This is a genomic window from Chitinophaga hostae (assembly GCF_018224885.1).
Taxonomy (GTDB): domain Bacteria; phylum Bacteroidota; class Bacteroidia; order Chitinophagales; family Chitinophagaceae; genus Chitinophaga; species Chitinophaga hostae.
The window spans coordinates 504,281-530,014 of sequence record NZ_JAGTXB010000001.1 but is presented as its reverse complement, the minus strand read 5'-3'; the positions used below and the strand labels follow the sequence as shown (position 1 = coordinate 530,014).

Sequence of the window (25,734 nt, the reverse complement as noted above, 5' to 3'; positions counted from 1 at the left end):
GTTATATTAACGAGTTACGTTTATAAATTTTGATATCTTCTGATCTGAGGGGGTATCCCTCTAAATCCATCCTAGTAGTGACATTTTTGACATTCAGTACCACCTACCATTTCAACTGTTACACTGTCGATCTTCTTATCTTTAATATCCTGATGAAGCTTTTCGAAGATGCTGTAATAGTTGTTGTCAGCGAACTGCACTTTGGTAGTACGGTGACAGTTGATGCACCATCCCATAGAGAGGTCAGCAAACTGGTGTACTTCATCCATTTCAGTAATGGCACCGTGGCAGGTTTGACATTGCTGCTGACCGGCAACCACGTGTTGGGAGTGGTTGAAGTAAACGTGGTCGGGCAGGTTGTGGATCTTGGTCCATTCGATAGGTTTACCTGGCTTGGTATATTTACCAGCTTCAGGATCCCAGCCTACGTAATCGTATAATTTCGCGATTTCTGCAGTACCGTCTACCTTCTTACCTTCTGCAGTTGTCAGCTCAGGACCGGAGTATTCCTTAATGGCCTTGTGACAGTTCATACAGATATTTTCGGAAGGAATCATGGCGTGTTTGCTCTTCTCGGCACCGGCGTGGCAGTATAAGCAGTTGATCTGGTTAATACCGGCGTGCACCTTGTGGCTGTAGAAGATAGGTTGCTCCGGCATGTAGTCTTTCTGACGACCCAATCCTACAGCTCCCTGGATAGTGAGATATCCGCCTACCATGAAGAGCACCAGGATGATCAGTGCGAGGTAAGCTTTGTTTTTGTAGAAAGGAACGGGATCTGGTGTTGGAACGCCTTCTTTATCACCAGCCAGCTTATTCAGGTTGCTGTTGATTTGCATGAGGATCAGCGCTACTACTGCCAGGATCAGGGTAATGATACCAAACAGTAAGCTGTTATCATTGCCTTTTTCAGCACCGGCAGGAGCTGTATCACCACCCGGTGTCTTAGCACCACCCGGTGTTTTTACTTCTTCAACTTTAATGTAAGCCAGGATGTCGTCAATCTCCTCGTTAGATAACTGAGGGAAGGCGGTCATCGCTGTCTTATTGAACTCGTTGAAGAGGTCATTGGCATATTTGTCCCCTGTAGCCAGTACTGATGCGGAGTTATGGATCCACTGGTGCAATAATTTCTTATCGGCCCAGCGACCTTCTACTCCCGCTAATGCAGGACCTGTCAGCTTCTTATGGACATTATGGCAGGAAGCACAGTTTGTTTGGAATAATGCTTTACCCTTCGCTGGATCCGCTGCCTTTACAGAAGAAAACGGAATTACTATACTAGCGCATAGAATAAGCACACTCACAAAATGCTTGCGCAAAAGAATGGAAACACGACGATACACAGCCTATATAGTTTAGATTTGACCTAAAGTTTCTTAAAAGTGCCAGCAAAAATAAGACAGAATGTTGACAATTTACCAACAATTAAAAAAAATTATTGTCTTATAAGATGCCTTTTTTTGGCCGTTTTTTTAACGAAGATTGAGCTGGAAGTCTTACTGCTGGCCTATTTGATCTCAACGCCGAATATATCCTTTCAAAACTTATTATTTTGATTGAAAGTTTGATTCCCCTGTGGAGGCTCGTCTACATCATAACGTGGGTCAAGGTTTCCGGGGATATAACTATAATAGATGTAGATGAAAATCAGATAGTGGTCCCCTATATCCTTCCTTACACAATATAATATATTATCTGTCAGCGTGGTTAATTTCTGCGAGAGTTGTTATTTTTACCCATAATAACCTGCCAGCGAACCAGAATGTTCAATCAGCTGCTAAAAACTCGGTCCCATGAAAAAAAGCATCCTCCTCCCCATTTTCCTGGCCGTTGCTGCCGCCTGTAACAACAATCCCCCGGCCAGCCAAACGGACAGTACCTTACAAACACCCGCACCAGGTCCCTCCACACCTACACATATTACCGGCACCTACCAGGGCACGCTGCCTTGCGCCGACTGCCCGGGGATGGACTACCAGATAAGCCTGTACGACGACCATACTTTCAGTGAGCTGGTTGCCTACCAGGGAAGAGGACAGGGAATCGCCACCGTGGAAACCGGCACCTGGAAACAAACATCTGACTCCACCATCGTGATCCAAAAGAAAACCGACAGCAGCTCCTTCCTGGCATCCGAGGGAAAACTACTCCTGCTCGATACCAAAGGTAAACGCATCGAAGGCGTACTGGCCAGCAACTATGTCCTGAAACCGGTAGAAGGGGGCGACCGCCGGCAACTACTGGCCGATAAAGCTAAAGCCGGTATCCGGTTTACCGCCAATGGCAACGAACCTTTCTGGAGCCTCGATCTTGATAATAAAAAAATCAACTTCCGCACCGCCGCCGGCGACAGCCTGCAAAGCACCCTGCCAGCAGCAAAGCCTAATACTGATACATTAAAGGTATATACCACCCCGGGCATCACCATCAGCATCCGTAATACCATGTGCGCCGACGACATGAGCGGCTTTATGCGGGCCAACACCGTACAGGTACAAATTAAAGATAAAACCTACCAGGGCTGTGGCGAATACCTGAAATAAAACCGGCGAATCAGGGGCTACGGATTACTGTCAATATATAATGGTGCGCCAGGTGTGTACTATTTACCCACAAATCCGGAAATCGTAATTCCTAATTCGTAATTTTACGGTTTAAAACAGAGTTAGTTGAAAAATATCGCCATATTCGCTTCGGGTGCAGGTAGCAACGCGCAGAAAATTATAGATCATCTCAGGAATTCGGACAAAGGCAGGGTTTCCCTCATTGTGTGTAACAAAGCAGGTGCTGGTGTTTTACAGATCGCCGAACGCGAAGGTATCCCCGCTATATTAATAGAAAAGGAACCGTTCTTCCATTCAGATATATATGTACAGTTATTAAAGGAGCAACAGATCGACTTTGTGGTGCTGGCTGGCTTTTTATGGAAAATACCCGCCAACCTGGTCCAGGCCTTTCCTAACCGTATCATCAATATCCACCCGGCCCTGCTGCCGAAGTTCGGAGGCAAAGGAATGTATGGCCACTTTGTACATGAAGCAGTAATAGCCGCAGGTGAAAAAGAAAGTGGTATTACCATACACTATGTGAACGAAAAATATGACGACGGTGAAACGATCCTCCAGGAACGCTGTATCATTACACCGGAAGACACGCCCGAAACAGTTGCGAAAAAGGTGCAGGCCTTGGAGCATCAATGGTTTCCGGTAATTGTGGAACGATTATTGACCAGTCTTTAAAGGCTGACATACGCCAGGAATAAGGTCCTAAAGCCAGTCTAACCCTTACAACTGTATGAAAAAGACACTGCTATTATCATGGTTATGCTGTTCGCTCATATTATCATCTTTTGCACAGGATGGTAAGAAGAAACAAGTGAGCAGAAATACCTATCTGAAGGTGAATCCCGCCACATTGATAAATGAACTGGATATATCACTCGAACAGGAGATATCAGATAACTTCAGCCTGGAAGTAGGTATCAGTGGTATTTATACCGATTACCCGGACTATGTACTGGCAAAAAAAATTGATATTGGACAAAAGAAACCCGATATCAGTACCGAACAGTTTGTTGATGGCCGGGGCCTTGGTTTTCGCGTAGGCGCACGCCTCTATCTTATTTCCAGGGAAATGGCGCCGTCAAGGGCGGCCGGTACTTACTTTGAGCCCATCGTATTTTTTAAGAAAGTTTTCTATCCTAACGAAGACCATACCTTCCAGGATGCCACCTATACTGACTCCGGTGATAAAAGCGTAATCGGGCTTCAATTATTGATAGGACGGCAGTTTACAAAAGACCGCTTCATACTTGATCCTTTTATTGGCATCGGTGTACGCAGCAAAATTTACCAGTACAACACCTATCACTTCGATGATAATAAAGTATCCCTGAATAATGGCCGTATGGTGAGCGTGTTACCCAGCTTACAGATCGGTATAAAAATGGGGCTCAAGCTGTGGTAACCGTACCTAAAAAGGTACGATTACTTTAGCACTGAAATTTCTTCCCATATTATAGATACCCAGCCGTCCGTTAGGAGAGGAGCTATAATATTCAAAATATTTCAACCTGTTCATATTAGCCTGGTAGGCAACATTCCAGATATTATCCAGCTGCAGGAATATCTCGCAGATCGTTTTTCCGTTTTTTCCTACAATGCTGCTGCCGGTACCGGCATTAATGAGCGTATACCCGGGTGTATATGTTTCGGTATCGTCTACCCCATAAAAATGCGGCTGACCGGCTATCACATCCGCCTCTACCCGGACATAGGTTTTTGAAAACACGCCGTGGTTACGTTGGGTGGTAGCCTTCAGTTCGCTGCGTATATGCGTAGGCGGTATAAACGGCAGATAACGTGCAGCATCGCCATGCTGCCGGATCATTTCAGCATTGCGGTTACGCCCCTGCGTGTAGGCGATACTGTTATTCATCGCTAACCACGCAATGCTCCGCGGATGAAGATTTACCGTTACTTCCGCGCCATACAATTGAGCAGCCGACTGCTGATACTTGTAGGTGGCATTCCCGGGCACTATTACCACGGGGTTGCCGGTATTATCGTATAGTTTTGCCTGGTAAATATAGTTTTCAATATTATTATTAAACAACTCAACACTGATGTCGGCATCCGGTAACCAGGCCTGTATGCCAATATCTTCCTGCAAACTAAACTCAGGCTTAAAACCCCTGTTACCAAGATATACAATATGCGCTCCCGGATCAAGACCGTTGGAACCAATCTCTGTAATATTAGGAGCCCTGTAACCGCGCGCAATATTAGCTTTAACCAGTATGCGCTCGCTGATATTCCAGGTAGCGCCGAGGCTGCCGGATATACCCGTATAACGGTGGCTGAACCGCGGAAACTGCAAATGCGCACCGGCCGTATCCGGTAATGATACATGCTGCTCAAAGCCATTTTGTTTATTGGGCCCTACGTAGAAATCATTCCAGCGGATGCTGCGGCTGTCGTAACGAATACCACCGGATACATCTACCTTACCAAAAGATTTCTTCGCAAAAACAAAACCGCCGATATCAAATAAATTATAATCCGGTATGGGAAAGTTGGTGCCATTTTTACTTTTGTTGGACTGGTACATCCCATTAATACCGACGGTGGTTTCGAGACCATTGATGGCCGGCAAATTGTAGCGTACATCATAGTTCAGCGTATTTAATACTACATATAACCCCGGCTGCTCCACCATCTGGGGGTGATTGTACTCCCGTCGTATACTTTGCTGCACACCTATCATGGCATTGATATCTCCCTTGCCGAGGTTACGCCTGGTGTGATTATAAAACCGGTAATGCTGTATATGCTGATGCAATGGATTAATGGTGTAGGAACGCAGCGCATCATCAGGCACCAGCAGCCTGTTCTTTATATCATCATCTTCTTCATTTACCTGTTTTGTAAACCTGCGCGTAAGAGAATCCCGGCTGCCATCGGGGATTTCCTGTGTATTATCGTAGAGGGTGGCGCCAAACTGGGAATGCCCCCAGGCTTTATCCACTCTTGCCAGTCCCGTAAGGTTATACTCACGGAAGGCGGTACCATATACGTATCCATCTACTTTATTCCGGTAGTTGTGTGCGGCTTTGGCAGTGCCGCGAAATACATATTTCCAGTCGTTCCGGCTGTAGGCAAGTCCGAGTGAAGTGCCCACCATTCCGTTATTACTGTGGTAATCAGCGAGGAAACTCCCCTGTAGTTTACCCGGCGTTAATTCCGGGATATCAGGGATCATATTAATGACGCCGGCGAGGGCATCGGAGCCATAAGTAAGACTGGCAGGCCCTTTCACCACTTCTGCACGGGAAATGCCGTACTGGTCTATTTCAATGCCGTGTTCATCGCCCCATTGTTGCCCTTCCTGGCGTACGCCGTCAAACAAGGTCAGTACACGGTTGTAGCCTAAACCGCGGATAAAAGGTTTTGAAATATTGGGACCGGTTGTAACTGCGCTCACACCGGGTACGCCTTTTATAATAGCATCGATGATGTTATTATTCACATTCATATTCATTTCCCTTTTTCCTATAACGGCAATGGGTATAGGATTTTTGCGTACTGCGGTTGCGCGGGAAACGCCGGTAACCACTACTTCATTGAGTTTTGACAAATCATCTTCCAGGGAGATGTTCAACAGGGTGGTTTGCGCTGCTGCAATAGTTTTCCGAATGGTTACAGACTGATATCCTACCATCGAAATTTTAATATCATAGGTACCGGGCGTAATATTTTTAATATTAAAAGCGCCTTGCTGGTTGGCGGTTGCGCCAGTGTGCAATGCAGGAATGGCAATGTTGGCAAATTCCACCGGTTTACGATCCCGGTTAACAATAACTCCTTTTAATACTCCCTGTTGGGCATATGCTGATGCAGTTAGACAGAATAAAAATAGTAAGGTAGATAAATATTTCATGCGTTTTAAAAATGTAGGTTTTAATACAGCCGGGGATTTCAAGGATAGTAACAATGATTACACTTCCGAGCTGTAATTTTCAACAAAACTATCATCTATTTTTACACTTGTCTCAATTATTTTTTAGTCCGGCCTAAATATCAGGAAAAGGATCCTTAAAAAACTGGCCTTCCTGAAAGCGATTGATTTCTGCTTCCGTACACAGGCAGCCATCGAGGTCCATGATCAGGTCATGTGCCCGCAGGTGTTGACCAATGATAACCAATTCATTATAGCGGTCGGCGAAGCGTTCATCCCAGCGGTTATTAATGAGTTCATAGGTTTCGGGATCCAGTTGCCATTGGTTGCGCGGAATGGCGCACCACCAGTAACCAGCTCTTTCAGCGCGCAGGGAGCCGCCGGCCTGGCTCCAGTTCATAGCTGTTTCGGGCCGGGAAGCCAGCCAAAACAGGCCTTTGCTGCGGATCACATTTCCCGGCCAGCTTTCGTTGATATACTGCCAGAAGCGTTCGGGGTGAAAGGGCTTCCGGCTGCGGTATACAAAGGAGGAAATACCATATTCCTCTGTTTCGGGAATATGCTCGTTCTCCAGTTCTGCCTGCCATCCGGCGCTTTGGGAAAAGGTGTCGAAATCAAACAGACCTGTATTCAGAAGCTCTTTGAGGGGTACCTGTCCTTTTACAGCTGTTACGATCTTTGCCTGTGCATTGAGCTTACGCAGCACTGCTTTCAGGTTTCCCAGCATCCCGGGCGTCACGAGGTCACATTTATTCAGCACAATAACATTTGCAAACTCTACCTGGTCAGTAAGCAGGTTTACAATAGTGCGACGATCGGCAGCATCATCGGTTAATCCGCTTTCATGAAGATGGGAAATGCTGCTGTAGTCATTAATAAAATTAAAGGCGTCGACCACCGTTACCATAGTATCCAGCCGGCTTACCTTGCTTAGATCAATACCGTTGGCCTCGTCCTGGTAACAGAAGGTTTGTGCCACCGGTACAGGCTCTGATATGCCCGTAGATTCTATCAATAAATAATCAAAGCGTTTTTCTGCCGCCAGGGCGGCTACTTCTTTGAGCAAATCTTCTCTCAGCGTGCAGCAAATGCAACCGTTACTCATTTCCACCAGTCGCTCATTTGTTTGATGAAGAACGTTTTCATTCCTAACCAACTGCGCGTCTATATTCACCTCGCTCATATCATTAACAATAACGGCTACACGCAAATTTTCACGGTTGTGCAGCACGTGATTAAGCAAAGTAGTTTTCCCCGCGCCGAGAAAGCCACTCAGCACCGTAACCGGTAATTTTTCCATATGTGATTTATTTATTGTGCCGGATAATCTGCTACGCCGCTTCAGAACGGTGATGGTAGTGAGGCCCCACACATTGCTTACAACGGCGGATATTTAATATATGCGCGCCCGTTACACCAACAGCGCCGGCGAAAATTATTGCAGGTTCCCAATAGCCACCCGCTATACCAAAGTGGCCGCCCAGCAACAGGGCAAAACCAAGCACAAACAACAGCAGGGGAGCAACACGCCGGTGATACCTGAAATATCCCCGCCCCAGTGAAAAACAACCAACCAGGAAGGAGAAAGAAAGCAGCCCATACTCCAGCGCCACATTTTCCAGCATGTTGGAGCCCAGTAGCGGCAGTATCGTAATCAGTAACGGCAACAAGGCGCAATGCACCGCGCAGGCCAGGGAGGCGCCTATTCCGATGGCATCCAGGCTTACCCGCTTCATGATATTATCTTCCATATCCCCAATTTTTCTATCCCAACAAAACTACATAAATTTGCAACAATGTTGCAAATTAAATTTAAGCATTTACTCAGATAATTTATTTTATCAACTGTAAAATGTTGCAGGCGTGTTAAAAAAAGTATTGGACAACTACGCTGCTGGGCATCTGTTAACTATGTGCTACCTTTGTATATTGAATAAAACAGGGATTATACCTATGTCGAAGAAAGCAATTATACTGATTACGTTTTTTGTGGTGCTGAGCGCGGGTTTTCTCGCTTACTCCGCTTATGTGATCAAAGGACAGACAGGCTCATTTATAGGAAAAGAGAAACTTCCGATCCTGGGCGCCCCGGGGCATACCGTACCCGGATTTTCGTTTACAGACCAGGACGGTAACACAAAAGCAAAAGCAGATGTGGCCGGCAAGATTTACGTATCTGAATTCTTTTTCACCACCTGCACCGGTATTTGTCCGAAGATGAATGCCAATATGGACAAGGTGTATGCAAAATATAAAGACAAATCGAATTTCCTGATCCTGTCGCATACCGTAGATCCTGAGCACGACAGTGTGCCGGTATTGAAAGCGTATGCAGACAAACATGGCGCGGATGCTAAGAACTGGTGGTTCCTCACCGGCGATAAAAAGCAGCTGTACCGCTTAGCCAGACAAGGCTACCTGGTAGACGACGGTACCTATACCGGCGACGAAGACTTTGTACATACGCAGTGGTTTGCGCTGGTTGATAAAACAGGACAGATCCGGGGCTTGTATGAAGGCACCAAACAGGCAGATATAGATAAGCTGATTACGGACATAGACCGTTTAATGGAAGAATAAAGTTTTTTCATCATGGGCACCAAACAACAAATAACAGAAAGAATTGGCAGTCTCCTACGCGAAAGCAAACTGAGTGTAACAGAAACCAGGACCAGGATCCTGGAGCTGTTTATGAAAAGCAGCGGGGCACTGGAGCACAGCGATTTTGAGAAACTGGCCGGCAAATCATTTGACCGGGTAACCGTTTACCGTACATTACAAACCTTCCTCGATAAGGGCATCATTCATAAAATACCCACCACCGATACTTCCGTACGATATGCGCTATGCAAATCGGAATGCTCCGAGCATGATCACCATGATCATCATATCCATTTCAAATGTGAGGAATGTGGTAATACGATCTGTTTAGAAGAAACAGATGTGCCGCAGATACATCTTCCAAAAGGTTATGCTGCACATAATGTGGAAGTGGTAGTGAGTGGGGTATGTAAATCCTGCAAGTAGCGAAAAGCAGAAAGCGGAAAGCAAAAAGCTATTGAGGCGAATGAACACATTAACAAGATTAACATCTCTATTGTTCATTCGCCTCAATAGCTTTTTGCTTTCCGCTTTCCGCTTTAGACTTTCTCTATTTCGGCTTTCACAAAATCGGCCAGCTCCTTTACATATGCCGGAGAAAAATCAAATTTAATTCCAGCCGCTTTATACAGCTCCGGTAAGGTTTTAGTATTACCTAAACTCAACGCCTGTACGTAATTATTCAGCGCCTGGGTTTTATTTTCCTTGTATTGTTTCCACATGGCTATGGCGCCCAGTTGAGCAATACCGTATTCAATATAATAGAACGGTACTTCAAACAGGTGCAATTGTTTCTGCCACATGATTTCACGGTAATCTCCATGATCTGACCAATCCACTACTGCAGGGGAGAATTCGTTGAGAATCTCCAGCCATTTGGCAGTACGTTCTGCAACGGTGTGTTGCGGATGTTCATATACCCAATGCTGGAATTTATCGATGGTGGCAATCCACGGGAATATAGTAATAGCACGCTCCAGCTGTTGCAGGCGGGCGCGGCGCAATTGTGTGGCATCGTCAAAGAAGATGTTCCAGTGGTCCATGGTAAACAGTTCCATGCTCATACTGGCCACTTCCGCGATTTCCATCGGATATTCCTTAAAAGCGCTGAGCGACAAGTGATGACTGAGGAAAGAGTGTACAGCATGGCCTCCTTCGTGCACCATGGTAGTCAGGTCTTTCATCTGGCCGGCGGCGTTCATGAAAATAAATGGTACGCCGGTTTCTGGCAGGGGACAGTTATAACCTCCGGGGGCTTTGCCCTTGCGGCTTTCCAGGTCCAGGCGGCCCATTTGTTTCATTACACGCAGGCAGTTACCAAAAAATGGTCCCAGTTCATCGAATGTTTCGATGGCTTTATTAACCAGTTCTTCACCGCTGTGGAAGGGTTCGAGAGGCTTAATGCCAACCGGCTCTGCGTCGGTGTCCCAGGGTTTCAGCACATCCAGTTGCAGCTTTTCCTTTTGTTTTTCAAGAATCTGTTGCACCAGCGGTACTATATGCGCTTTGATAGCTGCATGAAACTGGAATGCATCTTCTTTGGTATAATCGAAGCGCCCCAGTTCCTCGAACTTATAATCGCGGTAGTTGGCGAAACCAGCGTTCTTAGCCACCTGATCACGTTTTGCTACGAGGCCGGTATATAAATCGTCGAGTGTTTTCCTGTCTTCCAAACGACGTGTAGCCGTTTTAGTGAATACCTCTTCTCTCAGTGCGCGGTCGCTGTTTTCCAGGAACTTGGCGGCCTGTTGCAGCGTATACTCCTGGTCTTTCACAGTAATGGCCATTCTCCCGGATATTACACCGTATTGTTGTGCCATTACACTAAGCTCTGCCTGGATGGGGATGTTTTCTTCGCGGAAAAGCTTTACCTGCTTCTCCACATTGCGGAGGTAGGTTTTATACAGGTCCTGATCCAGTTCTTTTTTGAAGGGGCTTTCGAGCAATTTCTTGTTCAGTGCATCTGCATATGGTTGCAGTTTGGGCTGAATTTCCATGCAGAAGTAAGTAAATGCTTCTTCCAGCTCCTTGTTATTGGTATCGCAGGTCATGCGGATCTGGCGCCAGCAAGCATCTTCACTGATTACGGCTTCCAGTTCACTCATATCTTTCAGCCATTTCTCCAGGTCGGCTACGTTGTTGATGGCTCTTTGCTGCAGGGTTTCAAAGTAAGGCTGCAGGCCATCCCAGGTAGTTACTTTAAAATCTTCCGGGAGAAATTGACGGGGGAGTTTCTTTATATCTGCACTTAAATTATCCATGCTATCAAATATTTTTGAATTTATCGAATATAGAAATTTAGGAATTTTTGCGCGAATGCAAGAGGGAAACGGTTAAAAGAATCGTTAAAATAAGCAAAAGGCAGAAAGCATAAAGCTATTATAGCGAATGACGAAAGCGGATAACAATCGCTCTGGTCATTCGCTATAATAGCTTTATGCTTTCTGCCTTTTGCTTTTAGCTTTATACTGCTGATTCTTGCTATTCTTCTGTTTTCTTCTTGCGTGGTTTGGCAACTTTTTTAGGCTCTTCACCTTCTGCTGCCGGCGCGTCTTCTTTCTTTGCTTTGGCCTTTTTAGGTGCTTTTTCTTCAGCGCCTTCTTCACCTTCTTCTTTTTCAGCTGTGGCTTTTTTAGCACGCGGCTTTTTAGCCTTTTCTTCAGCTACAGTTTCTGCGGCCTCACTGGCGGCAGGAGCTGCTTTTTTCTTTTTTTCCGGAGCAGCGGTTTCTTCTACAGCCACTTCTTCTACTTCACCTTCACCATCAGCGAGGATCTCTTCAAATTTCAACAGATCGTTTGCTTTGAGGATACCAAACCATTTCACCATTTTCTTCATATCACTCACATACACTCTGTCTTCATCGAATTCAGGGAATACGTTTTTGAAATAAGCTTTGATAGCATTGTTATCTGCTTTACCTGCTGCAGGCGGGAATGTCGCTGCTTTTTCATCCATGGCTTTGAATACCTCTGCCAGGTTTACGTTTTCGCCGGTAGTGAATACTTCAATACTTTCCAGTGGAGTAAAATTATGCACGCGGGAAGATACAAACCTTGTACTTTTATCTTCCAGTGACCTTACGATGGCGCCATCTTGTTTGCTGGCTACTAACTGAAACAAACCGCCCAATCCGGTTACTGCAACAATTTCTCTGTACTGCATGTTCAAATTTTTAGGAAGCGCAAATATAAATAATTATAATAGATTGCCCGCTGCTATTTTTGACCTGCAAAAAGCCCGCAACGGGGGGATCGCTCAATTCAACTTTCGTGCCATGACCACCGTGCGTTTCCAGCGTTTCACCTGTCCTCTGAGATTAAATATTTCTATAAAAAATATATAAATACCTGATGGTAAAACTACTGCATTTTCTCCAATTCCATTCCAGGGCAAATATCCGCTATTTCCCAGCAACATATTACGCGCCAGGTAACGTACCGGTTTACCCCGCAGATCATAAATAATAATATTGGCAACAAAGCCAGGGGCGGGCAATTTCCAGGAAACCTGCATCTCATCGTCGATTCCGTCATTATCCGGTGTAAAGGCGGCGGGCGACAATACGATACTCAATGAGTCTGCCGCTGCCGGTCTGTGTTGGGAATTTGCAGCGCCCGGGGTCGCATAACCGGCGGTAGCCGCAGCAGAATGCCAGCTGTCGCCATCCGCCGAAGGCAGGTCGTATCCCAGGCGTTCCAATGATATACCCTGCAGCTCCGTGGCTAAGCGGAAATGTTGCCCGTCTGTATACGGCAACTCATCTATGATGGTGCTATCGGCCAGCACCAGGCTTATACGGCCGGCTTCCATAGGCATCAACGGCAAACTAGCTACCTCCTGTATATTTTCCGGCGCCCTGCACATATAGTGGCGGCATAGCAGCGAAGCATCTGTGGTAATGGCCACTAACCCGCCGGGCATCAGGAGCCGGCCCCCAGCGGTTATTTTCTTCAGCGGCTCAAACCGGCCATCTGCTTTCCTGGCGCAAACACGCAGCTGACTTAGCTCTATTGATTTATGACTGCGATTATATAGTTCTATAAACTCCGGCACGCCGGCGGGCGGATAAAACAGGATTTCATTAATCACCACATCGCATTTCTCCGGACGTTGCGGTATGCCCAGGGCTACGCTGGTATTGATACCGCTGACCTGACCGTTACAGTCTTCCAACCCATTAATACCTAATATATATTCCTGTTGAGCAAGGATAGGAGCTGAGAGTTGTAATTGTACGCTGTTAAATAAAGGGGGTAACACGGTGCAGCCCAGCACTTTTGCACTGCCGGAAAGCAGATAGTGTGCGGGATCTGCTGCAGACAGGCTATCCAGCGTTTTACTGAACTGCAATAATATATGCATACTATCCGGAATGGTGGCGAAGAGCAGGTCAGGACGGGTGTTGTCTATTGTGGTGGCGGCCACTGCATTGAGTTTCCCGGGTGTGCCGCCAGCAACAGCGGTACTGGCACGCCAGTTTAGTTTTCCACTGCAGGGTAAGCCACTATTGATCATTTCAAGACTGACGCCTCCTTTAGGCCGCTGGGCGCCGTACCAGCCCTGGTTATAGTCAATCGCGTGTATTACTTTTTTAAACGGATCGTATAATACAATCAGCGCACTATCATCTGCCAATGCGGGAAAACGATCTATTCCCCAGGTATTGGTGAGGTTATAACTATTTAGTGCTGCGGGTGTGCACAATACGAGAAGGCTGTCGGCCGGGAGCAAATATGCCGGGAGCGCCACTTCGCGCTTATTGACGGCTATCCGCCAATCTTTCAGCTGTACGGGTTGCCGGCTTACATTCCGCAACTCTATATACTCATATGGCGGCAATCCGGCTACCGGCGAGGGCTTGGGCATTATTTCATGAATAATAACATCATAAATACCGGCAGTTTGCGTAAAACCGCTGAAAGCCTGCAGCAGCAGGCATAAACAAACAATGGGTAATTTCATCATACTATGGGTTTTATAGCACTCAAACTTAGTATTCAAAATGTTACGCGCTGTTAATGCCATGCAAACAGCAAAAAAAATTCTTAATGCTATGAAAAGCGCTTGCTATACATTAATTTTGGGCTTCCAAAATTTAAAATGTAAAACAAAATGAAAGTTGCCGTAGTTGGAGCGACCGGACTGGTAGGCTCAAAAATGTTACAGGTGTTAACGGAAAGGAATTTTCCGGTTACAGAATTGATTCCCGTGGCTTCTGAGAAGTCCGTTGGTAAGGAAGTAACATTTAAGGGCAAGACCTGGAAGGTGGTAAGTGCTGATACGGCTATTTCGATGCAGCCCAATGTGGCGATTTTTTCCGCAGGTGGTGGTACTTCCCTGGAATGGGCGCCCAAATTTGCGGCGGCAGGCATTACAGTAATTGATAATTCCAGTGCATGGAGAATGGATCCTACCAAGAAACTGGTAGTTCCTGAGGTAAACGGGGATGCTATTGGCCGGGAAGATAAAATCATTGCCAATCCTAACTGTTCTACCATTCAAATGGTACTGGTACTGAAACCATTGCACGAAAAATATAAGATCAAAAGGGTGGTAGTGTCTACCTATCAGTCAGTAACAGGTACCGGTGTTAAAGCGGTTACACAGTTAATGAATGAAAGACAAGGTGTTAGTGGTGAAATGGCTTATCCTTACCAGATAGATCTGAATGTTATTCCGCAGATAGACGTGTTTCTCGAGAACGGCTATACGAAAGAAGAGATGAAGATGGTAAACGAGACAAAAAAGATTATGGGAGATGACAGCATCCTTGTAACGGCTACGACTGTACGTATTCCGGTAATGGGTGGTCATAGTGAATCAGTGAATATTGAATTTGAAAATGAATACGATGTAGCGGAATTACGCAGCATCCTTGGAAAAACGCCAGGAGTGATAGTTGTGGACGATCCGTCTAAAGCCCAGTATCCGATGCCTAAAGATGCGCACGACAAGGACGAGGTGTTTGTAGGACGTATCCGCCGGGATGAAACACAACCTAAAACAGTGAATATGTGGATAGTAGCAGACAATCTCCGGAAGGGGGCAGCTACTAACGCAGTACAGATTGCAGAATATCTCAGTGCTAAAAACTGGTTGTAATCATACTGTTGTGCTATGTAATTAAGGGTTCAATGTACCCATAAGTGCAGCTCCCGTATATGACTATACGAAAACATATCTGTAACTCATTAAGAGCAAGCGATTTACCGCTTGCTCTTTTTTATGTCATTCATATAACGATAACATAAAAAGCTTAAAAATTACACGGAAGTAGTATTGATTTGTGCGGGATAAAATCCAATTTTGGTAGTAATAATCCTATGCCAACTAAAACTCTTTGAAAAAGAAGAGCAGTCCAATTTTAGAAATGCCGGTATTTTTTCGTTATTTTCTAATCAGAAAACACCCTTAAGTCCTATGAAAACCAACACCAATCGCGAGCTTCTGTTAATGCACAAGTTCACCGAAGAGTGGAGCACTAATTTCTCTTCACAGGTATCACGGATCATGAACATTGTTGATCAGCAGGATACACTGGACGGAATTATACCTATTATAGAGGTGGCCAATGTTTACAATCAACGGTTTGCACATGCGCGTACGGACAAGGAGAATCTTTTGAAGAACCGCAAAGCACGCCCGTTTGAATTCCTGATCCACAAGAATTAACCTGGGAAGCCAGGAGTTATTTATTAGTTTATCAGATATGTAGCTGACATGAAGTTACCAGGAGAAAACAGAGAACCATTTGCCTATGTATTGGTTTGGATACTTGGTATCGTTTGCGGACTTGCTTTTTTAATGTTGTTTGCAGGCGCTATATATATGTTAGTAACAGGTAATTACTAAACCGGATATTTATCTGATAAACTAATAAACTACTTTTATCAATCCATCGCGCGGTTAATGAATTGCAACAGTGGTTGCATCAGCGCAAATGTTTTCAGAATATCCTTTACCATGGTAGGTTGTGTACATGCTTCATCAGTAAACGGATGAGATACAATCACACTTTTCAGCTTTAAATAGGCAATGGCCGGGTTATCCGGCTGATATCCCTGCGGCGCCGTTTTCAATGCTTCTCCCTCTACTTTCCCGAAGTGTTTAATAAAATCCTTATTAGAGATGATTTGTTCGAATTCACGGAAATTATAGTCAATTTCCTGGCGAAGCTTTTTCAATTCGGGAGCTGCCGGCATCCATATACCGCCTCCTGCAAAACTGTTGCCTCCCGGTTCCAGCTGAAAATAATACCCTGCGAGCGTGGATTTTTTGCCACCTACCTGGAAAGAAGCGCCAAGGTTGGTTTTATAAGGGGTTTTATCTTTTGAAAATCTGACGTCTTTGTAAATACGAAACACGCAGTCTTTTACCTGCAGCCCCTGCATAGTGGCGTCTTGCCTGGCAAGACCATCTATCAGCTGCTGTACCAGGCTTTCAAAATCAGCTTTTGCGGCGAGGTATTCGGTTCTGTGCTCGTCAAACCAAACTTTATTATTATTCAGCCTGAGAGATTTCAGAAATTTTAACGTGGACGGCTGCAACATTATTTCTCTTTTTGCAGCAAGATAATACAAAAAGCAGAAGGCTGAAAGCAGAATGCAAAAAGCTATTGAGGCGAACGAACTAAGCGGATAGCAATCTTCCGGATTAATCCTTCGTTTCAATAGCTTTTTACTTTCTGCTTTCAGCCTTCTGCTCCCTTAAAAATGGTAAGTAGCAGCTAACAGCACATTGGATGTCATATCGTAAGGTTTGCCGTCTGACTTACTGAACAGGTCAACAGAAGCCTTGTCCAGTCTGAATTCCGGCATAATAGTAAGGTTTCCTACCTTATAATTCAGCGTGAGTGTACCGGCTACTACATTTCCTCCCTTGGGGAAAGCGCCAAATACTTTTACACCGTCTTTATCGCTGAAGTATTCGCCGCGTACGGTTAACCCGATCTTATCAGTAAAGTCGAGATTTACGTAGAGCGCATTACCCCACCATTTGGCGTTTTCGCGGGTACTTTTAGGAGCACGGGTATCTGAATAGGTGCTGTAGGTGGCGTTATAACCAAGTCCCAGTACTTTATTGATCTGATAAGTCGCTACCAGGTCTACCTGGTGATTCTGTATGCCAAAAGTATCTTTTCCTTCCAGGTAATTCAGGTATAATTTGATGGGTGTTTCTGCAGGAGCAAAGCCCAGCTGAGCACCAATATATTTATGGCTGTTAAGGGATACTGATTTAAGATCGGTAGGGTTGAATACTCCTACCATGGCGCTTAAAGAAGAAGTGATGGCGATATCAGCCTTCACGCCTGTATTGAAAAAAGGACCGTAACTAAACATATAGCTCATGCTATAGTTCCTGTTGGCGTAGGCATCTACCAGTTCATACCCGATATGGGTAGCGAAACTACCGAGACTCACTTTTACTTTTTCGGTTAGCTGATAGGAAACATACAATTGTTTGATGGCCATAGACAGGCCATTTGAAGAACCAGGTACATCATTATAAGAAAATTCTCCCGCTCTTTTACCGAAGCCCAGGTCAGCAACGATACTACCTTTTTTAAATCCATGTTCCACTTTCAGGGATACCATTCCTAATTCAAAGGAGTTATGAGAGTTGGTGAAACTGGTTTTATTATCAGTATTGTTGCCGTTGAGATTATATTTATAATATACATCCGCAGATCCGGAAAGCTTGAAAGCCGGTGCAGCTGTAGTATCCGTTGTGGATTGAGACATGGCAGCCAGGGAGATTCCCATAGCAAATAAGGTCGTTAACATTCTTTTCATACTTAAAAATTTGATTGATAAAATGGTAAGTACTGGTGCGGCCTTTTCTTGCAGATTGTTTTATGGGATGTGTACGCGTGCCTTCTGATAATGCTACAATCAGAATAGGAATAGAAGGAATGGATAACCGGTAGCCAATGATTGGTGCGAGTTTCACTTCTTTACAGCGATTTAACTACCAATTATCCATTCCAGGTTCTTACAACATAAAGTATATGTTAATAAAGTTGATAAAGATCATATTCAAAGAACCGTAACTCATTTGTGATGCCGTAGTACGGCATGCTTTTTCAGGAGTGAACCAGTTCGTCTTCTTCTTTCAGGGAACCATTATCTGAGATACTGATCAGAGAAGGGTGATAGTTTTCGTTATGCTGCGTAACATCCAGGCCCAGTTCTTCTTCTTCTTCAGATACGCGCAGCGGGTGAATCAGGTTAATGAGCTTGAAGATACCATATGATACTGTGAAGCTGTAACCTACTACCAGCAACAGACCCAGTACCTGGTTTTTGAACAGATCGAAGTTACCATACATCCAGCCGTTGTTACCAGCTTCATTTACTGCTTTGGTAGCGAAGATACCGGTGAGCAACATACCCACCATACCACCTAAACCATGGCAAGGGAATACATCCAGTGTATCATCGATGCTGGTTTTTGATTTCCAGTGTACAGCGATGTTAGAAATGATAGCAGCAATGAAACCGATAAATATACTTTGCGGGATACCAACATAACCTGCAGCAGGCGTGATGGCCACCAGACCAACTACAGCACCGATACAGAAGCCGAGCGCTGATGGTTTTCTGCCGCGGATCACATCAAAGAATACCCATGATAAACCGGCAGCAGCAGTAGCAGTATTAGTAGTAGCAAAGGCAGAAGCAGCGAGGGCGTTAGCGCTCAAAGCAGAACCTGCGTTGAATCCGAACCAGCCAAACCAGAGTAAACCGGTACCCAGTAATACAAATGGAATATTTGCAGGCTGTAATTCTTTCTTTTCGATGTGATCCTTTCTTCTTTTCAGTACCAGGGCGCCAGCCAGAGCAGCACAACCTGCAGAAATGTGTACCACTGTACCACCTGCAAAATCCAGGACACCTAATTTAAACAGGATACCATCAGGATGCCATGTCCAGTGTGCAATAGGCGCATATACCAGCAAACTGAATAACACCATGAAAAGTACATATGAAGTGAAACGGATCCTCTCTGCTACCGCACCTACTACCAGCGCAGGTGTGATGATCGCAAACTTCATCTGGAAGAGTGCAAACAGTAACAACGGAATAGTGGGGGCCAGGCTCCAGGGAGCTCCTGAACCTACATTTTTAAACATAAAAAATGTGCTCGGATCACCTATAATACCATGATAAGATTTACCAAACGCCAGGCTAAATCCAACCACTAACCATACTACGCTGATTAAACCGGTAGCAATGAAGCTTTGCATCATGGTAGAAATAACATTCTTCTTATTTACCATGCCTCCATAAAAGAAGGACAAACCGGGGGTCATCAAAAATACCAGAGAAGACGCTACCAAAATCCAGGCAATATCAGCGGAATTATATTTGCTGGCATCAGCAAAATTTGGTAGAACAGGGATAAAAATTCCAATAATTGCTATAACCGCAAGGAATATGAAGGGAAGGTAGTCCTGAAATGATATTTTCTTCATAGCGTTTGATTTTTAAATTTCTTAAATAAAAGTAGGTCTGAAATTTAAAACATCAAATAGAAGCACCTAAAAATAGAAATATTTGAATATCGGGTACAATATTTAGGATTAAGTCAATCATATAATAATTAATTACAATATTAATTATTAATTTTCGTCATATCAGGAAAATAAAATCCGCTAAAAAAGGACACAATAATTTGTATATCAATGTTTTATACAGAGAGTTAAGGAAAGGTTAACAATTTTCAAATTTACCAGGTGCACGCATCACTGTAAGGTGAGAGATTGACGCATAAACACCTGATAAATAAAATATTATAAATTAAATATTTATTATTTTGAACTGGAAAAACAGTCAAATACATTACAAATAATTACATATAATGTTCTTAAACAAGGAAGCCGATTATTGCTTCATCTCTAACAATTCGCGCTCCATTGCAAACATTTGATCCCTCAAACGGGCCGCTTCCATAAAGTCCAGATCCCTTGCTGCCTTTTCCATGTCCTTTTTCACTTTGGCAATTGACTTCTCTATCTGCGGAATGGTTTTCACCGCGGCTGCAGAGGTTTTAGCCCAGGCCATCGCATCTTCGGCCACCAGCTGAACCTCGTCATGTACTGCCATAGGGGAATTTTCGTCGAAATGCTTGATCTCCAATACGGAAGTTTGTCCCAGGATCTGTTCCTTACTTTTACGTACCGTTCTGGGCGTAATATTATGTTCTATATTAAAAGCCACCTGTTTTTCCCGGCGGCGGTCGGTTTCATCAATGGTGCGCTGCATGCTTTCTGTGATCTTATCCGCATAAAAGATCACCAGGCCATCCACATTACGCGCCGCACGGCCAGCCGTTTGAGTAAGGGAACGCTCATCCCTGAGGAAACCTTCCTTATCCGCATCCAAAATGGCCACCAGCGACACTTCCGGTAAGTCGAGTCCCTCTCTCAGCAGGTTCACACCCACTAATACATCTATATTACCCAATCGCAGATCCCGGAGGATCTCAATACGCTCCAGTGTATCCACCTCAGAGTGGATATAACGCGACTTAATATTAATACGGCCCAGGTATTTATCCATTTCCTCGGCCATACGCTTGGTGAGCGTGGTAACCAGCACACGATCACCCTTCTGCACACGTTTATCTATTTCCTCCAGCAAGTCATCCACCTGGTTTACGCTGGGTCGCACTTCTATAGGTGGTTCCAGCAAACCGGTAGGACGTACCACCTGTTCCACCACCACACCTTCCGTTTTCTTTAATTCATAATCACCCGGTGTGGCGCTCACGAATATGGTTTGGTTCAGCATATTCTCGAACTCGTAAAAATTCAGCGGACGGTTATCCATAGCAGAAGGCAGGCGGAAACCAAATTCCACCAGGTTCAGCTTGCGGGAACGGTCGCCTCCATACATGGCCCCAATCTGCGGGATGGTCACATGGCTTTCATCTACCACCAGGAGGAAGTCTTTCGGAAAATAATCCAGCAGGCAGAAAGGTCTTGCTCCGGGCTTACGGCGGTCGAGGAACCTGGAATAGTTCTCAATTCCACTGCAATACCCCAGTTCACGGATCATTTCCACATCATAATTCACGCGCTCGGATAAACGCTGCGCCTCAATCAGTTTGCCATTGGCTTTGAAATACTCTACCTGGGCCTTCAGTTCGTCCTGTATTTCATAAATGATCTGCTGCATCATATCCTTGGGCGCCAGGTACATATTGGCCGGGAAAATGGCGGCATTATCCACCACGGTAATACGTTTGCTGTTCTGAACATCAATCGTTTCTATCTCTTCTATCTCATCTCCAAAAAAAGTAATCCGGTAACCATAATCCACATAGGAAAGGTTGATATCTACCGTATCTCCCTTTACCCGGAAATTACCCCGGTTAAAATCACCCGTAGTACGGCTGTACAGCGAATTTACCAGGCCATGTAACAGCGTATTTCGGCTCAGGGTTTGTCCCTTCTGAATACGGATAATACCATTTTCATAATCTGTAGGATTACCGATACCATAAATACAGGATACGCTGGCTACCACGATAATATCCCGGCGACCAGACAGCAGGTTAGCCGTTGCTTTCAGCCTGAGCTTATCCAGCTCCTCATTAATGGCGAGGTCTTTTTCTATATAGGTGTCGCTTACCGGCATATAGGCTTCCGGCTGGTAATAATCGTAATAGGATACATAGTATTCTACCGCGTTATCCGGGAAAAACTGCCTGAGTTCACCATATAGCTGCGCCACCAATGTTTTATTATGGGTCAGCACCAGGGTAGGACGCTGCACTTCCTGGATAACGTTCGCTACAGTAAATGTTTTTCCGGAACCGGTCACCCCTAACAGCGTCTGAAATGGCTCCCCTTCGTTGAGTCCGTGGGTTAATTGTTTTATTGCTTCCGGCTGGTCACCAGCAGGAGCATATGGAGCATTTATCTTAAATGACATATTGAAATTGTATTTGAGCAGTATCTGTAAAAATACTAAAGAATAAGGAAGTGGAAGTGTTAAAAAAGAAGCTTTAATTTGTCACTTATATCAAGAAGGACTTATGAGAAATAAAATGTTATTAGGCCTGCTACTGGCCTTTCTGCTTCCTCTTACCTCATTTGGATGGGGACCTAACGGCCATCGTATCGTTGCCGAAATAGCCTGGCTTCATCTTACCCCGCAAGCACGTAAAGCGGTGACTAACATTCTCGGACGCCAAAGCATGGCCATGATTGCCAACTGGCCTGATTTTATTAAATCAGACACCACCCACCAGTACGATCACACCAGCTCCTGGCATTACCTCGATTTTCCGGCCAATATTGACCGCGCCAAATTTAACCAGTTGCTGAGCGAAGCCACCGGCGAAAACCTGTACACCGAAACGCAAGCTATGATCAAAGAGCTGAAAAACCGTTCCCTGTCAAAAGAGAAACAGCTATTCGCGTTATCCTTCCTGGTACACATGATAGGGGATATGCATCAACCGTTGCATGTAGGCCGGGATGAAGATATGGGTGGCAATAAGATCAATGTAATGTGGTTCGACAAACCTTCCAACCTGCATCGTGTATGGGATGAAAACCTGATCGACTTTCAACAACTGAGCTATACGGAATACACCAAAGCGCTGGACATTGCTTCTCCGGCCCGGATTAAGGCCATACAAAGCGGTTCTATTGCCGATTGGATGTACGACTCCCATCAGCTGTCCGACAAGATATATGCCTACACACAGCCTGATGCAAAGCTCAGTTACCGGTATAATTATGTTTTTGTAAACGATTTAAATCAGCAACTGCTGAAAGGTGGGCTGCGATTAGCGGAGATATTGAATAAAGCTTTTAGCCGTTAGCTTTTAGCTTTTAGTAAAAATGCAGCGGATTTGGTCTTGCCCAGGATTAGACTGATTTCCCTGATGATAAGATTTTTTGTGATTTAGGAAGATTGAAAAAAATTGGGAAGACATAAGTGAATCTTTATCCACTTATATCTTCCCAAATCTTTTTAAATCAAAAATAAAATCTTATCATCAGGGAAATCAGTCTAATCCTGGGCAAGACCAAATCCGCTGCATTTTTACTAAAAGCTAAAAGCTAACGGCTAAAAGCTAAAAAGCTATACCAGATCAATGTCGAAGTTCACCAGCTGAACAAATTGTTCGAGGCGGGCGGCTATATCTTCATGGGTAATTTCCCGGAGACGTTCCGTACCGAATTTCTCCACGCAGAAAGACGCCATAGCAGAACCAACGATGATCGCGGTTTTCATATTTTCGAAGGAAATGTCTTTTGTTTTAGCCAGGTGTCCGATGAACCCTCCGGCGAATGTATCGCCGGCGCCGGTTGGATCGTATACATCATCCAATGGCATTGCAGGTGCAAAGAATACATGATTCTCGTAGAACAGCAGCGCACCGTGCTCGCCTTTTTTAATGATCAGGTAACGGGGACCCATAGACATGATCTTACGGGCTGCCTTTACGAGGGAGTACTCGCCGCTCAACTGCCGCGCTTCCCCGTCGTTCACCATCAACACATCTACTTTCTTTAACACTTTTAACAGATCATCCAATGCTACTTCCATCCAGAAGTTCATGGTATCCATCACGATCAGCTTAGGACGCACCTTAAACTGATTCAATACACTCATCTGCACCTGTGGAGTGAGGTTACCGAGGATCAGGAATTCGCTTCCCTGGTAGCTGTCCGGAATAACCGGCTGAAAATCTGCCAGTACATTCAGTTCTGTAGCCAGTGAATCGCGGGTGTTCATATCCATATGATACTTCCCTGACCAGTAAAAGGATTTTTCTCCCTGTTTCAGCTGCACACCTTCCAACGCTACTCCCTTTGTCTTCAGTGCATCCAGTTCTGCCTGGGGGAAATCTTCCCCTATTACAGATACCTGGTTAATAGGCTTAACAAAATTCGATGCTGCCCATGCAATGTAAACGGCGGACCCACCAATGATTTTACCTGATTTGCCAAAGGGGGTTTCGATTTCATCGAACGCCATTGAACCTACAACCGTGAGTGACATGTATTTTAGATAGTTTTATTGTTTTAAATTTTGTACAAAACCAGGCAAAGGTAATTACTTATATAGAAACTATATGCTAAATCTTCACCTGCTGCCAGTTACCGCGACGAAACAGCAGTATAGCGGCAACAGCAGCTGCGGATTCCGAAATTGCGATTGCCCAGAATACACCAACAGGCCCCATATTCAGCCAAACCGACAGGGTATAGGCCAGCGGCATCTGGAACATCCACATAGCAAAAAGATTTATCAGCATGGGGGTTCGGGTATCGCCGGCTCCGTTGAAAGACTGCGTGAGTACCATGCCGTAGGCATAAAAGATGTATCCGCCACTCATCAGCCGGATACATTGCACAGCATAGCCTGTTACTACAGCGTCATTTGTAAAGAACCCTATAATAGTGGGGGCGCCTGTCATGAAAACAATCGCCACCGCACCAAGGAACAGCATATTAAAGAACGCAGCCCTCCAGGCCGAGGTGGCGGCACGATCCGGTTGCTGTGCGCCAAGGTTTTGCCCTACCAGGGCAGCCGCTGCATTCGCCATTCCCCAGGCAGGCAAAATAGTAAAGATAATCACCCGGATGGCAATGGTATATCCGGCAACTGCATCTTTACCAAAATGAGAAATAATGCGGACCAGGAAAATCCAGCTGGCAGATGCGATCAGCATCTGTGCCGTTGCCCCAACAGCAATTTTCAGGATTGCCGCAATCACCTCCCAGGCCGGGGCCAGGTGCTTCCTGGTAATTCTTATGAGGTTTTCCCCTTTTACCAGGTGATACAGTTGATAAGCCACGCCGATTCCCCTGCCAATAAAAGTAGCGATCGCCGCCCCCTTCAGCCCCAAAGCAGGCACAGGTCCCCAACCGGAAATCAGTAACGGACAAAGTATAATATTCAACCCGTTGGCAATCCATAACGACCGCATCGCCAATGCAGCATCGCCCGCACCACGAAAAATACCATTGATTAAAAATAACAGGATAACTACAATGTTTCCGCCGAGTACAATTTTCGTATATACATAACCGTAATCAGCCACTTCTTTGGCGGCACCCATCATAAGTAATATATCTTTCGAAAAAAATATTCCCGCCACACTCACCAACACGGAAATAGCCAGGCCAGGGTACAGCGACTGCATCGCTGCGTGCGAAGCAGCATCCGGGTCTTTCTCACCCGTTCTCCTGGCAATCATGGCAGTAGCAGCCATGCTCAATCCCATAGCCCCGGTGTATACCAGCGTAAGCACGGACTCGGTGAGTCCAACAGTGGTAATCGCATTTACCCCAAGGTGACTTACAAAATAAATATCTACTACTGCAAAAAGAGATTCCATTGCCATTTCCAGGATCATAGGAATAGACAATAAGAAAATGGCACGATTGATACTGCCTGTTGTGAACTCTTTTTCACTACCGGTAACGGCTATCTTAAATAATTGGAAAAAACGACCTATGCGTAATAGCATCTTTGTTAAAATATGCATACAGAAATATTGAAAATAAAAGGGATGACAGCGCAACTCATGGCACTGCAAATGGAAAAAGAAGATGGAAGGACGACAATCGGGAATACCGCTGTCTGATTAAATTTTCATATTACTATCAGTTGGCGCATCCGGGGATACTGTACAAATGTAATT

The 25,734-nt window shown here is 45.0% G+C and carries 21 protein-coding genes; 8 read left to right on the top strand and 13 right to left on the bottom strand.

Annotation, left to right across the window (positions count from 1 at the left end):
• Positions 1-71 precede the first annotated feature (71 nt).
• Entirely contained in the window at positions 72-1,346 is a 1,275-nt protein-coding gene (locus tag KE626_RS02180) for a c-type cytochrome (protein WP_346344326.1), read from the bottom strand.
• Positions 1,347-1,796: 450 nt separating this feature from the next.
• Here KE626_RS02180 and KE626_RS02175 point away from each other — a divergent pair, with 450 nt between their 5' ends.
• The 3 genes from KE626_RS02175 to KE626_RS02165 all read left to right on the top strand — a co-directional run bounded on the left by KE626_RS02175 (position 1,797) and on the right by KE626_RS02165 (position 3,969).
• Complete coding sequence (locus KE626_RS02175) at positions 1,797-2,546, top strand: copper resistance protein NlpE N-terminal domain-containing protein (protein WP_211971239.1); 750 nt, start codon at positions 1,797-1,799, stop codon at positions 2,544-2,546.
• Positions 2,547-2,672: 126 nt separating this feature from the next.
• The gene (gene purN / locus KE626_RS02170; protein WP_211971238.1) at positions 2,673-3,242 is read left to right on the top strand and encodes a phosphoribosylglycinamide formyltransferase; all 570 of its coding nucleotides are present in this window, start codon (positions 2,673-2,675) and stop codon (positions 3,240-3,242) included.
• A 55-nt stretch (positions 3,243-3,297) separates the two neighbouring features.
• The gene (locus KE626_RS02165; RefSeq protein WP_211971237.1) at positions 3,298-3,969 is read left to right on the top strand and encodes a hypothetical protein; all 672 of its coding nucleotides are present in this window, start codon (positions 3,298-3,300) and stop codon (positions 3,967-3,969) included.
• A 6-nt stretch (positions 3,970-3,975) separates the two neighbouring features.
• On the opposite strand, the gene KE626_RS02160 is transcribed toward KE626_RS02165, so the two are convergent.
• From KE626_RS02160 to KE626_RS02150, 3 genes are all read right to left on the bottom strand, one after another.
• On the bottom strand, positions 3,976-6,441 hold the full coding sequence (locus tag KE626_RS02160; RefSeq protein ID WP_211971236.1) for a TonB-dependent receptor: 2,466 nt from the start codon (positions 6,439-6,441) through the stop codon (positions 3,976-3,978).
• 133 nt (positions 6,442-6,574) lie between these two features.
• Complete coding sequence (locus tag KE626_RS02155; RefSeq protein WP_211971235.1) at positions 6,575-7,759, bottom strand: GTP-binding protein; 1,185 nt, start codon at positions 7,757-7,759, stop codon at positions 6,575-6,577.
• 31 nt (positions 7,760-7,790) lie between these two features.
• The gene (locus KE626_RS02150) at positions 7,791-8,210 is read right to left on the bottom strand and encodes a MerC domain-containing protein (RefSeq protein WP_211971234.1); all 420 of its coding nucleotides are present in this window, start codon (positions 8,208-8,210) and stop codon (positions 7,791-7,793) included.
• 202 nt (positions 8,211-8,412) lie between these two features.
• Between KE626_RS02150 and KE626_RS02145 the strand changes: the two genes are divergently transcribed.
• Both KE626_RS02145 and KE626_RS02140 read left to right on the top strand, forming a co-directional pair.
• Positions 8,413-9,039, top strand: coding sequence for an SCO family protein (locus KE626_RS02145; RefSeq protein ID WP_211971233.1), 627 nt, complete (start codon positions 8,413-8,415; stop codon positions 9,037-9,039).
• Between the two features lie 12 nt (positions 9,040-9,051).
• Complete coding sequence (locus tag KE626_RS02140) at positions 9,052-9,486, top strand: Fur family transcriptional regulator (RefSeq protein ID WP_211971232.1); 435 nt, start codon at positions 9,052-9,054, stop codon at positions 9,484-9,486.
• A 113-nt stretch (positions 9,487-9,599) separates the two neighbouring features.
• On the opposite strand, the gene KE626_RS02135 is transcribed toward KE626_RS02140, so the two are convergent.
• From KE626_RS02135 to KE626_RS02125, 3 genes are all read right to left on the bottom strand, one after another.
• Positions 9,600-11,321 carry a M3 family oligoendopeptidase gene (locus tag KE626_RS02135; protein WP_211971231.1) on the bottom strand — a complete coding sequence of 574 codons (1,722 nt, stop codon included), beginning with the start codon at positions 11,319-11,321 and terminating at the stop codon, positions 9,600-9,602.
• Between the two features lie 220 nt (positions 11,322-11,541).
• Positions 11,542-12,225 (bottom strand): DUF5606 family protein, encoded by a 684-nt coding sequence (locus KE626_RS02130; RefSeq protein WP_211971230.1) that lies wholly within the window; start codon positions 12,223-12,225, stop codon positions 11,542-11,544.
• 93 nt (positions 12,226-12,318) lie between these two features.
• Complete coding sequence (locus KE626_RS02125; protein ID WP_211971229.1) at positions 12,319-14,028, bottom strand: lamin tail domain-containing protein; 1,710 nt, start codon at positions 14,026-14,028, stop codon at positions 12,319-12,321.
• 147 nt (positions 14,029-14,175) lie between these two features.
• Between KE626_RS02125 and KE626_RS02120 the strand changes: the two genes are divergently transcribed.
• A complete protein-coding gene (locus KE626_RS02120; RefSeq protein ID WP_211971228.1) occupies positions 14,176-15,165 on the top strand; it encodes an aspartate-semialdehyde dehydrogenase in 990 nt (329 codons plus the stop codon).
• 351 nt (positions 15,166-15,516) lie between these two features.
• On the top strand, positions 15,517-15,735 hold the full coding sequence (locus KE626_RS02115) for a hypothetical protein (RefSeq protein ID WP_127042883.1): 219 nt from the start codon (positions 15,517-15,519) through the stop codon (positions 15,733-15,735).
• 218 nt (positions 15,736-15,953) lie between these two features.
• On the opposite strand, the gene KE626_RS02110 is transcribed toward KE626_RS02115, so the two are convergent.
• The 4 genes from KE626_RS02110 to uvrB form a co-directional block, all read right to left on the bottom strand.
• Entirely contained in the window at positions 15,954-16,613 is a 660-nt protein-coding gene (locus tag KE626_RS02110) for a DUF2461 domain-containing protein (protein WP_211971227.1), read from the bottom strand.
• Between the two features lie 156 nt (positions 16,614-16,769).
• On the bottom strand, positions 16,770-17,855 hold the full coding sequence (locus tag KE626_RS02105) for a porin (RefSeq protein WP_211971226.1): 1,086 nt from the start codon (positions 17,853-17,855) through the stop codon (positions 16,770-16,772).
• A 290-nt stretch (positions 17,856-18,145) separates the two neighbouring features.
• Positions 18,146-19,537, bottom strand: coding sequence for an ammonium transporter (locus KE626_RS02100; RefSeq protein WP_211971225.1), 1,392 nt, complete (start codon positions 19,535-19,537; stop codon positions 18,146-18,148).
• 409 nt (positions 19,538-19,946) lie between these two features.
• Complete coding sequence (gene uvrB, locus KE626_RS02095; protein WP_211971224.1) at positions 19,947-22,001, bottom strand: excinuclease ABC subunit UvrB; 2,055 nt, start codon at positions 21,999-22,001, stop codon at positions 19,947-19,949.
• Between the two features lie 103 nt (positions 22,002-22,104).
• Between uvrB and KE626_RS02090 the strand changes: the two genes are divergently transcribed.
• Positions 22,105-22,899 (top strand): S1/P1 nuclease, encoded by a 795-nt coding sequence (locus KE626_RS02090; RefSeq protein ID WP_249207206.1) that lies wholly within the window; start codon positions 22,105-22,107, stop codon positions 22,897-22,899.
• 263 nt (positions 22,900-23,162) lie between these two features.
• Here the strand turns inward: KE626_RS02090 and KE626_RS02085 are convergent, their stop codons facing one another.
• Complete coding sequence (locus KE626_RS02085; RefSeq protein ID WP_211971223.1) at positions 23,163-24,086, bottom strand: PfkB family carbohydrate kinase; 924 nt, start codon at positions 24,084-24,086, stop codon at positions 23,163-23,165.
• Between the two features lie 76 nt (positions 24,087-24,162).
• Positions 24,163-25,578: an MATE family efflux transporter gene (locus KE626_RS02080; RefSeq protein WP_211971222.1), complete on the bottom strand. Its 1,416-nt coding sequence runs from the start codon at positions 25,576-25,578 to the stop codon at positions 24,163-24,165.
• Between the last annotated feature and the right edge of the window lie 156 nt (positions 25,579-25,734).

What these genes read in the sequence shown, in the direction of transcription:
- KE626_RS02145 (WP_211971233.1), top strand. Translation starts at nt 8,413, where the DNA reads ATGTCGAAGAAAGCAATTATACTGATTACGTTTTTTGTGGTGCTGAGC.
- KE626_RS02115 (WP_127042883.1), top strand. Translation starts at nt 15,517, where the DNA reads ATGCACAAGTTCACCGAAGAGTGGAGCACTAATTTCTCTTCACAGGTA.
- KE626_RS02130 (WP_211971230.1), bottom strand. Translation starts at nt 12,225, where the DNA reads ATGCAGTACAGAGAAATTGTTGCAGTAACCGGATTGGGCGGTTTGTTT.
- KE626_RS02175 (WP_211971239.1), top strand. Translation starts at nt 1,797, where the DNA reads ATGAAAAAAAGCATCCTCCTCCCCATTTTCCTGGCCGTTGCTGCCGCC.
- KE626_RS02105 (WP_211971226.1), bottom strand. Translation starts at nt 17,855, where the DNA reads ATGAAAAGAATGTTAACGACCTTATTTGCTATGGGAATCTCCCTGGCT.
- uvrB (WP_211971224.1), bottom strand. Translation starts at nt 22,001, where the DNA reads ATGTCATTTAAGATAAATGCTCCATATGCTCCTGCTGGTGACCAGCCG.
- KE626_RS02125 (WP_211971229.1), bottom strand. Translation starts at nt 14,028, where the DNA reads ATGATGAAATTACCCATTGTTTGTTTATGCCTGCTGCTGCAGGCTTTC.
- KE626_RS02135 (WP_211971231.1), bottom strand. Translation starts at nt 11,321, where the DNA reads ATGGATAATTTAAGTGCAGATATAAAGAAACTCCCCCGTCAATTTCTC.
- KE626_RS02160 (WP_211971236.1), bottom strand. Translation starts at nt 6,441, where the DNA reads ATGAAATATTTATCTACCTTACTATTTTTATTCTGTCTAACTGCATCA.
- KE626_RS02080 (WP_211971222.1), bottom strand. Translation starts at nt 25,578, where the DNA reads ATGCATATTTTAACAAAGATGCTATTACGCATAGGTCGTTTTTTCCAA.
- KE626_RS02085 (WP_211971223.1), bottom strand. Translation starts at nt 24,086, where the DNA reads ATGTCACTCACGGTTGTAGGTTCAATGGCGTTCGATGAAATCGAAACC.
- KE626_RS02150 (WP_211971234.1), bottom strand. Translation starts at nt 8,210, where the DNA reads ATGGAAGATAATATCATGAAGCGGGTAAGCCTGGATGCCATCGGAATA.
- KE626_RS02155 (WP_211971235.1), bottom strand. Translation starts at nt 7,759, where the DNA reads ATGGAAAAATTACCGGTTACGGTGCTGAGTGGCTTTCTCGGCGCGGGG.
- KE626_RS02140 (WP_211971232.1), top strand. Translation starts at nt 9,052, where the DNA reads ATGGGCACCAAACAACAAATAACAGAAAGAATTGGCAGTCTCCTACGC.
- KE626_RS02165 (WP_211971237.1), top strand. Translation starts at nt 3,298, where the DNA reads ATGAAAAAGACACTGCTATTATCATGGTTATGCTGTTCGCTCATATTA.
- KE626_RS02100 (WP_211971225.1), bottom strand. Translation starts at nt 19,537, where the DNA reads ATGAAGAAAATATCATTTCAGGACTACCTTCCCTTCATATTCCTTGCG.
- KE626_RS02120 (WP_211971228.1), top strand. Translation starts at nt 14,176, where the DNA reads ATGAAAGTTGCCGTAGTTGGAGCGACCGGACTGGTAGGCTCAAAAATG.
- KE626_RS02090 (WP_249207206.1), top strand. Translation starts at nt 22,105, where the DNA reads ATGAGAAATAAAATGTTATTAGGCCTGCTACTGGCCTTTCTGCTTCCT.
- KE626_RS02110 (WP_211971227.1), bottom strand. Translation starts at nt 16,613, where the DNA reads ATGTTGCAGCCGTCCACGTTAAAATTTCTGAAATCTCTCAGGCTGAAT.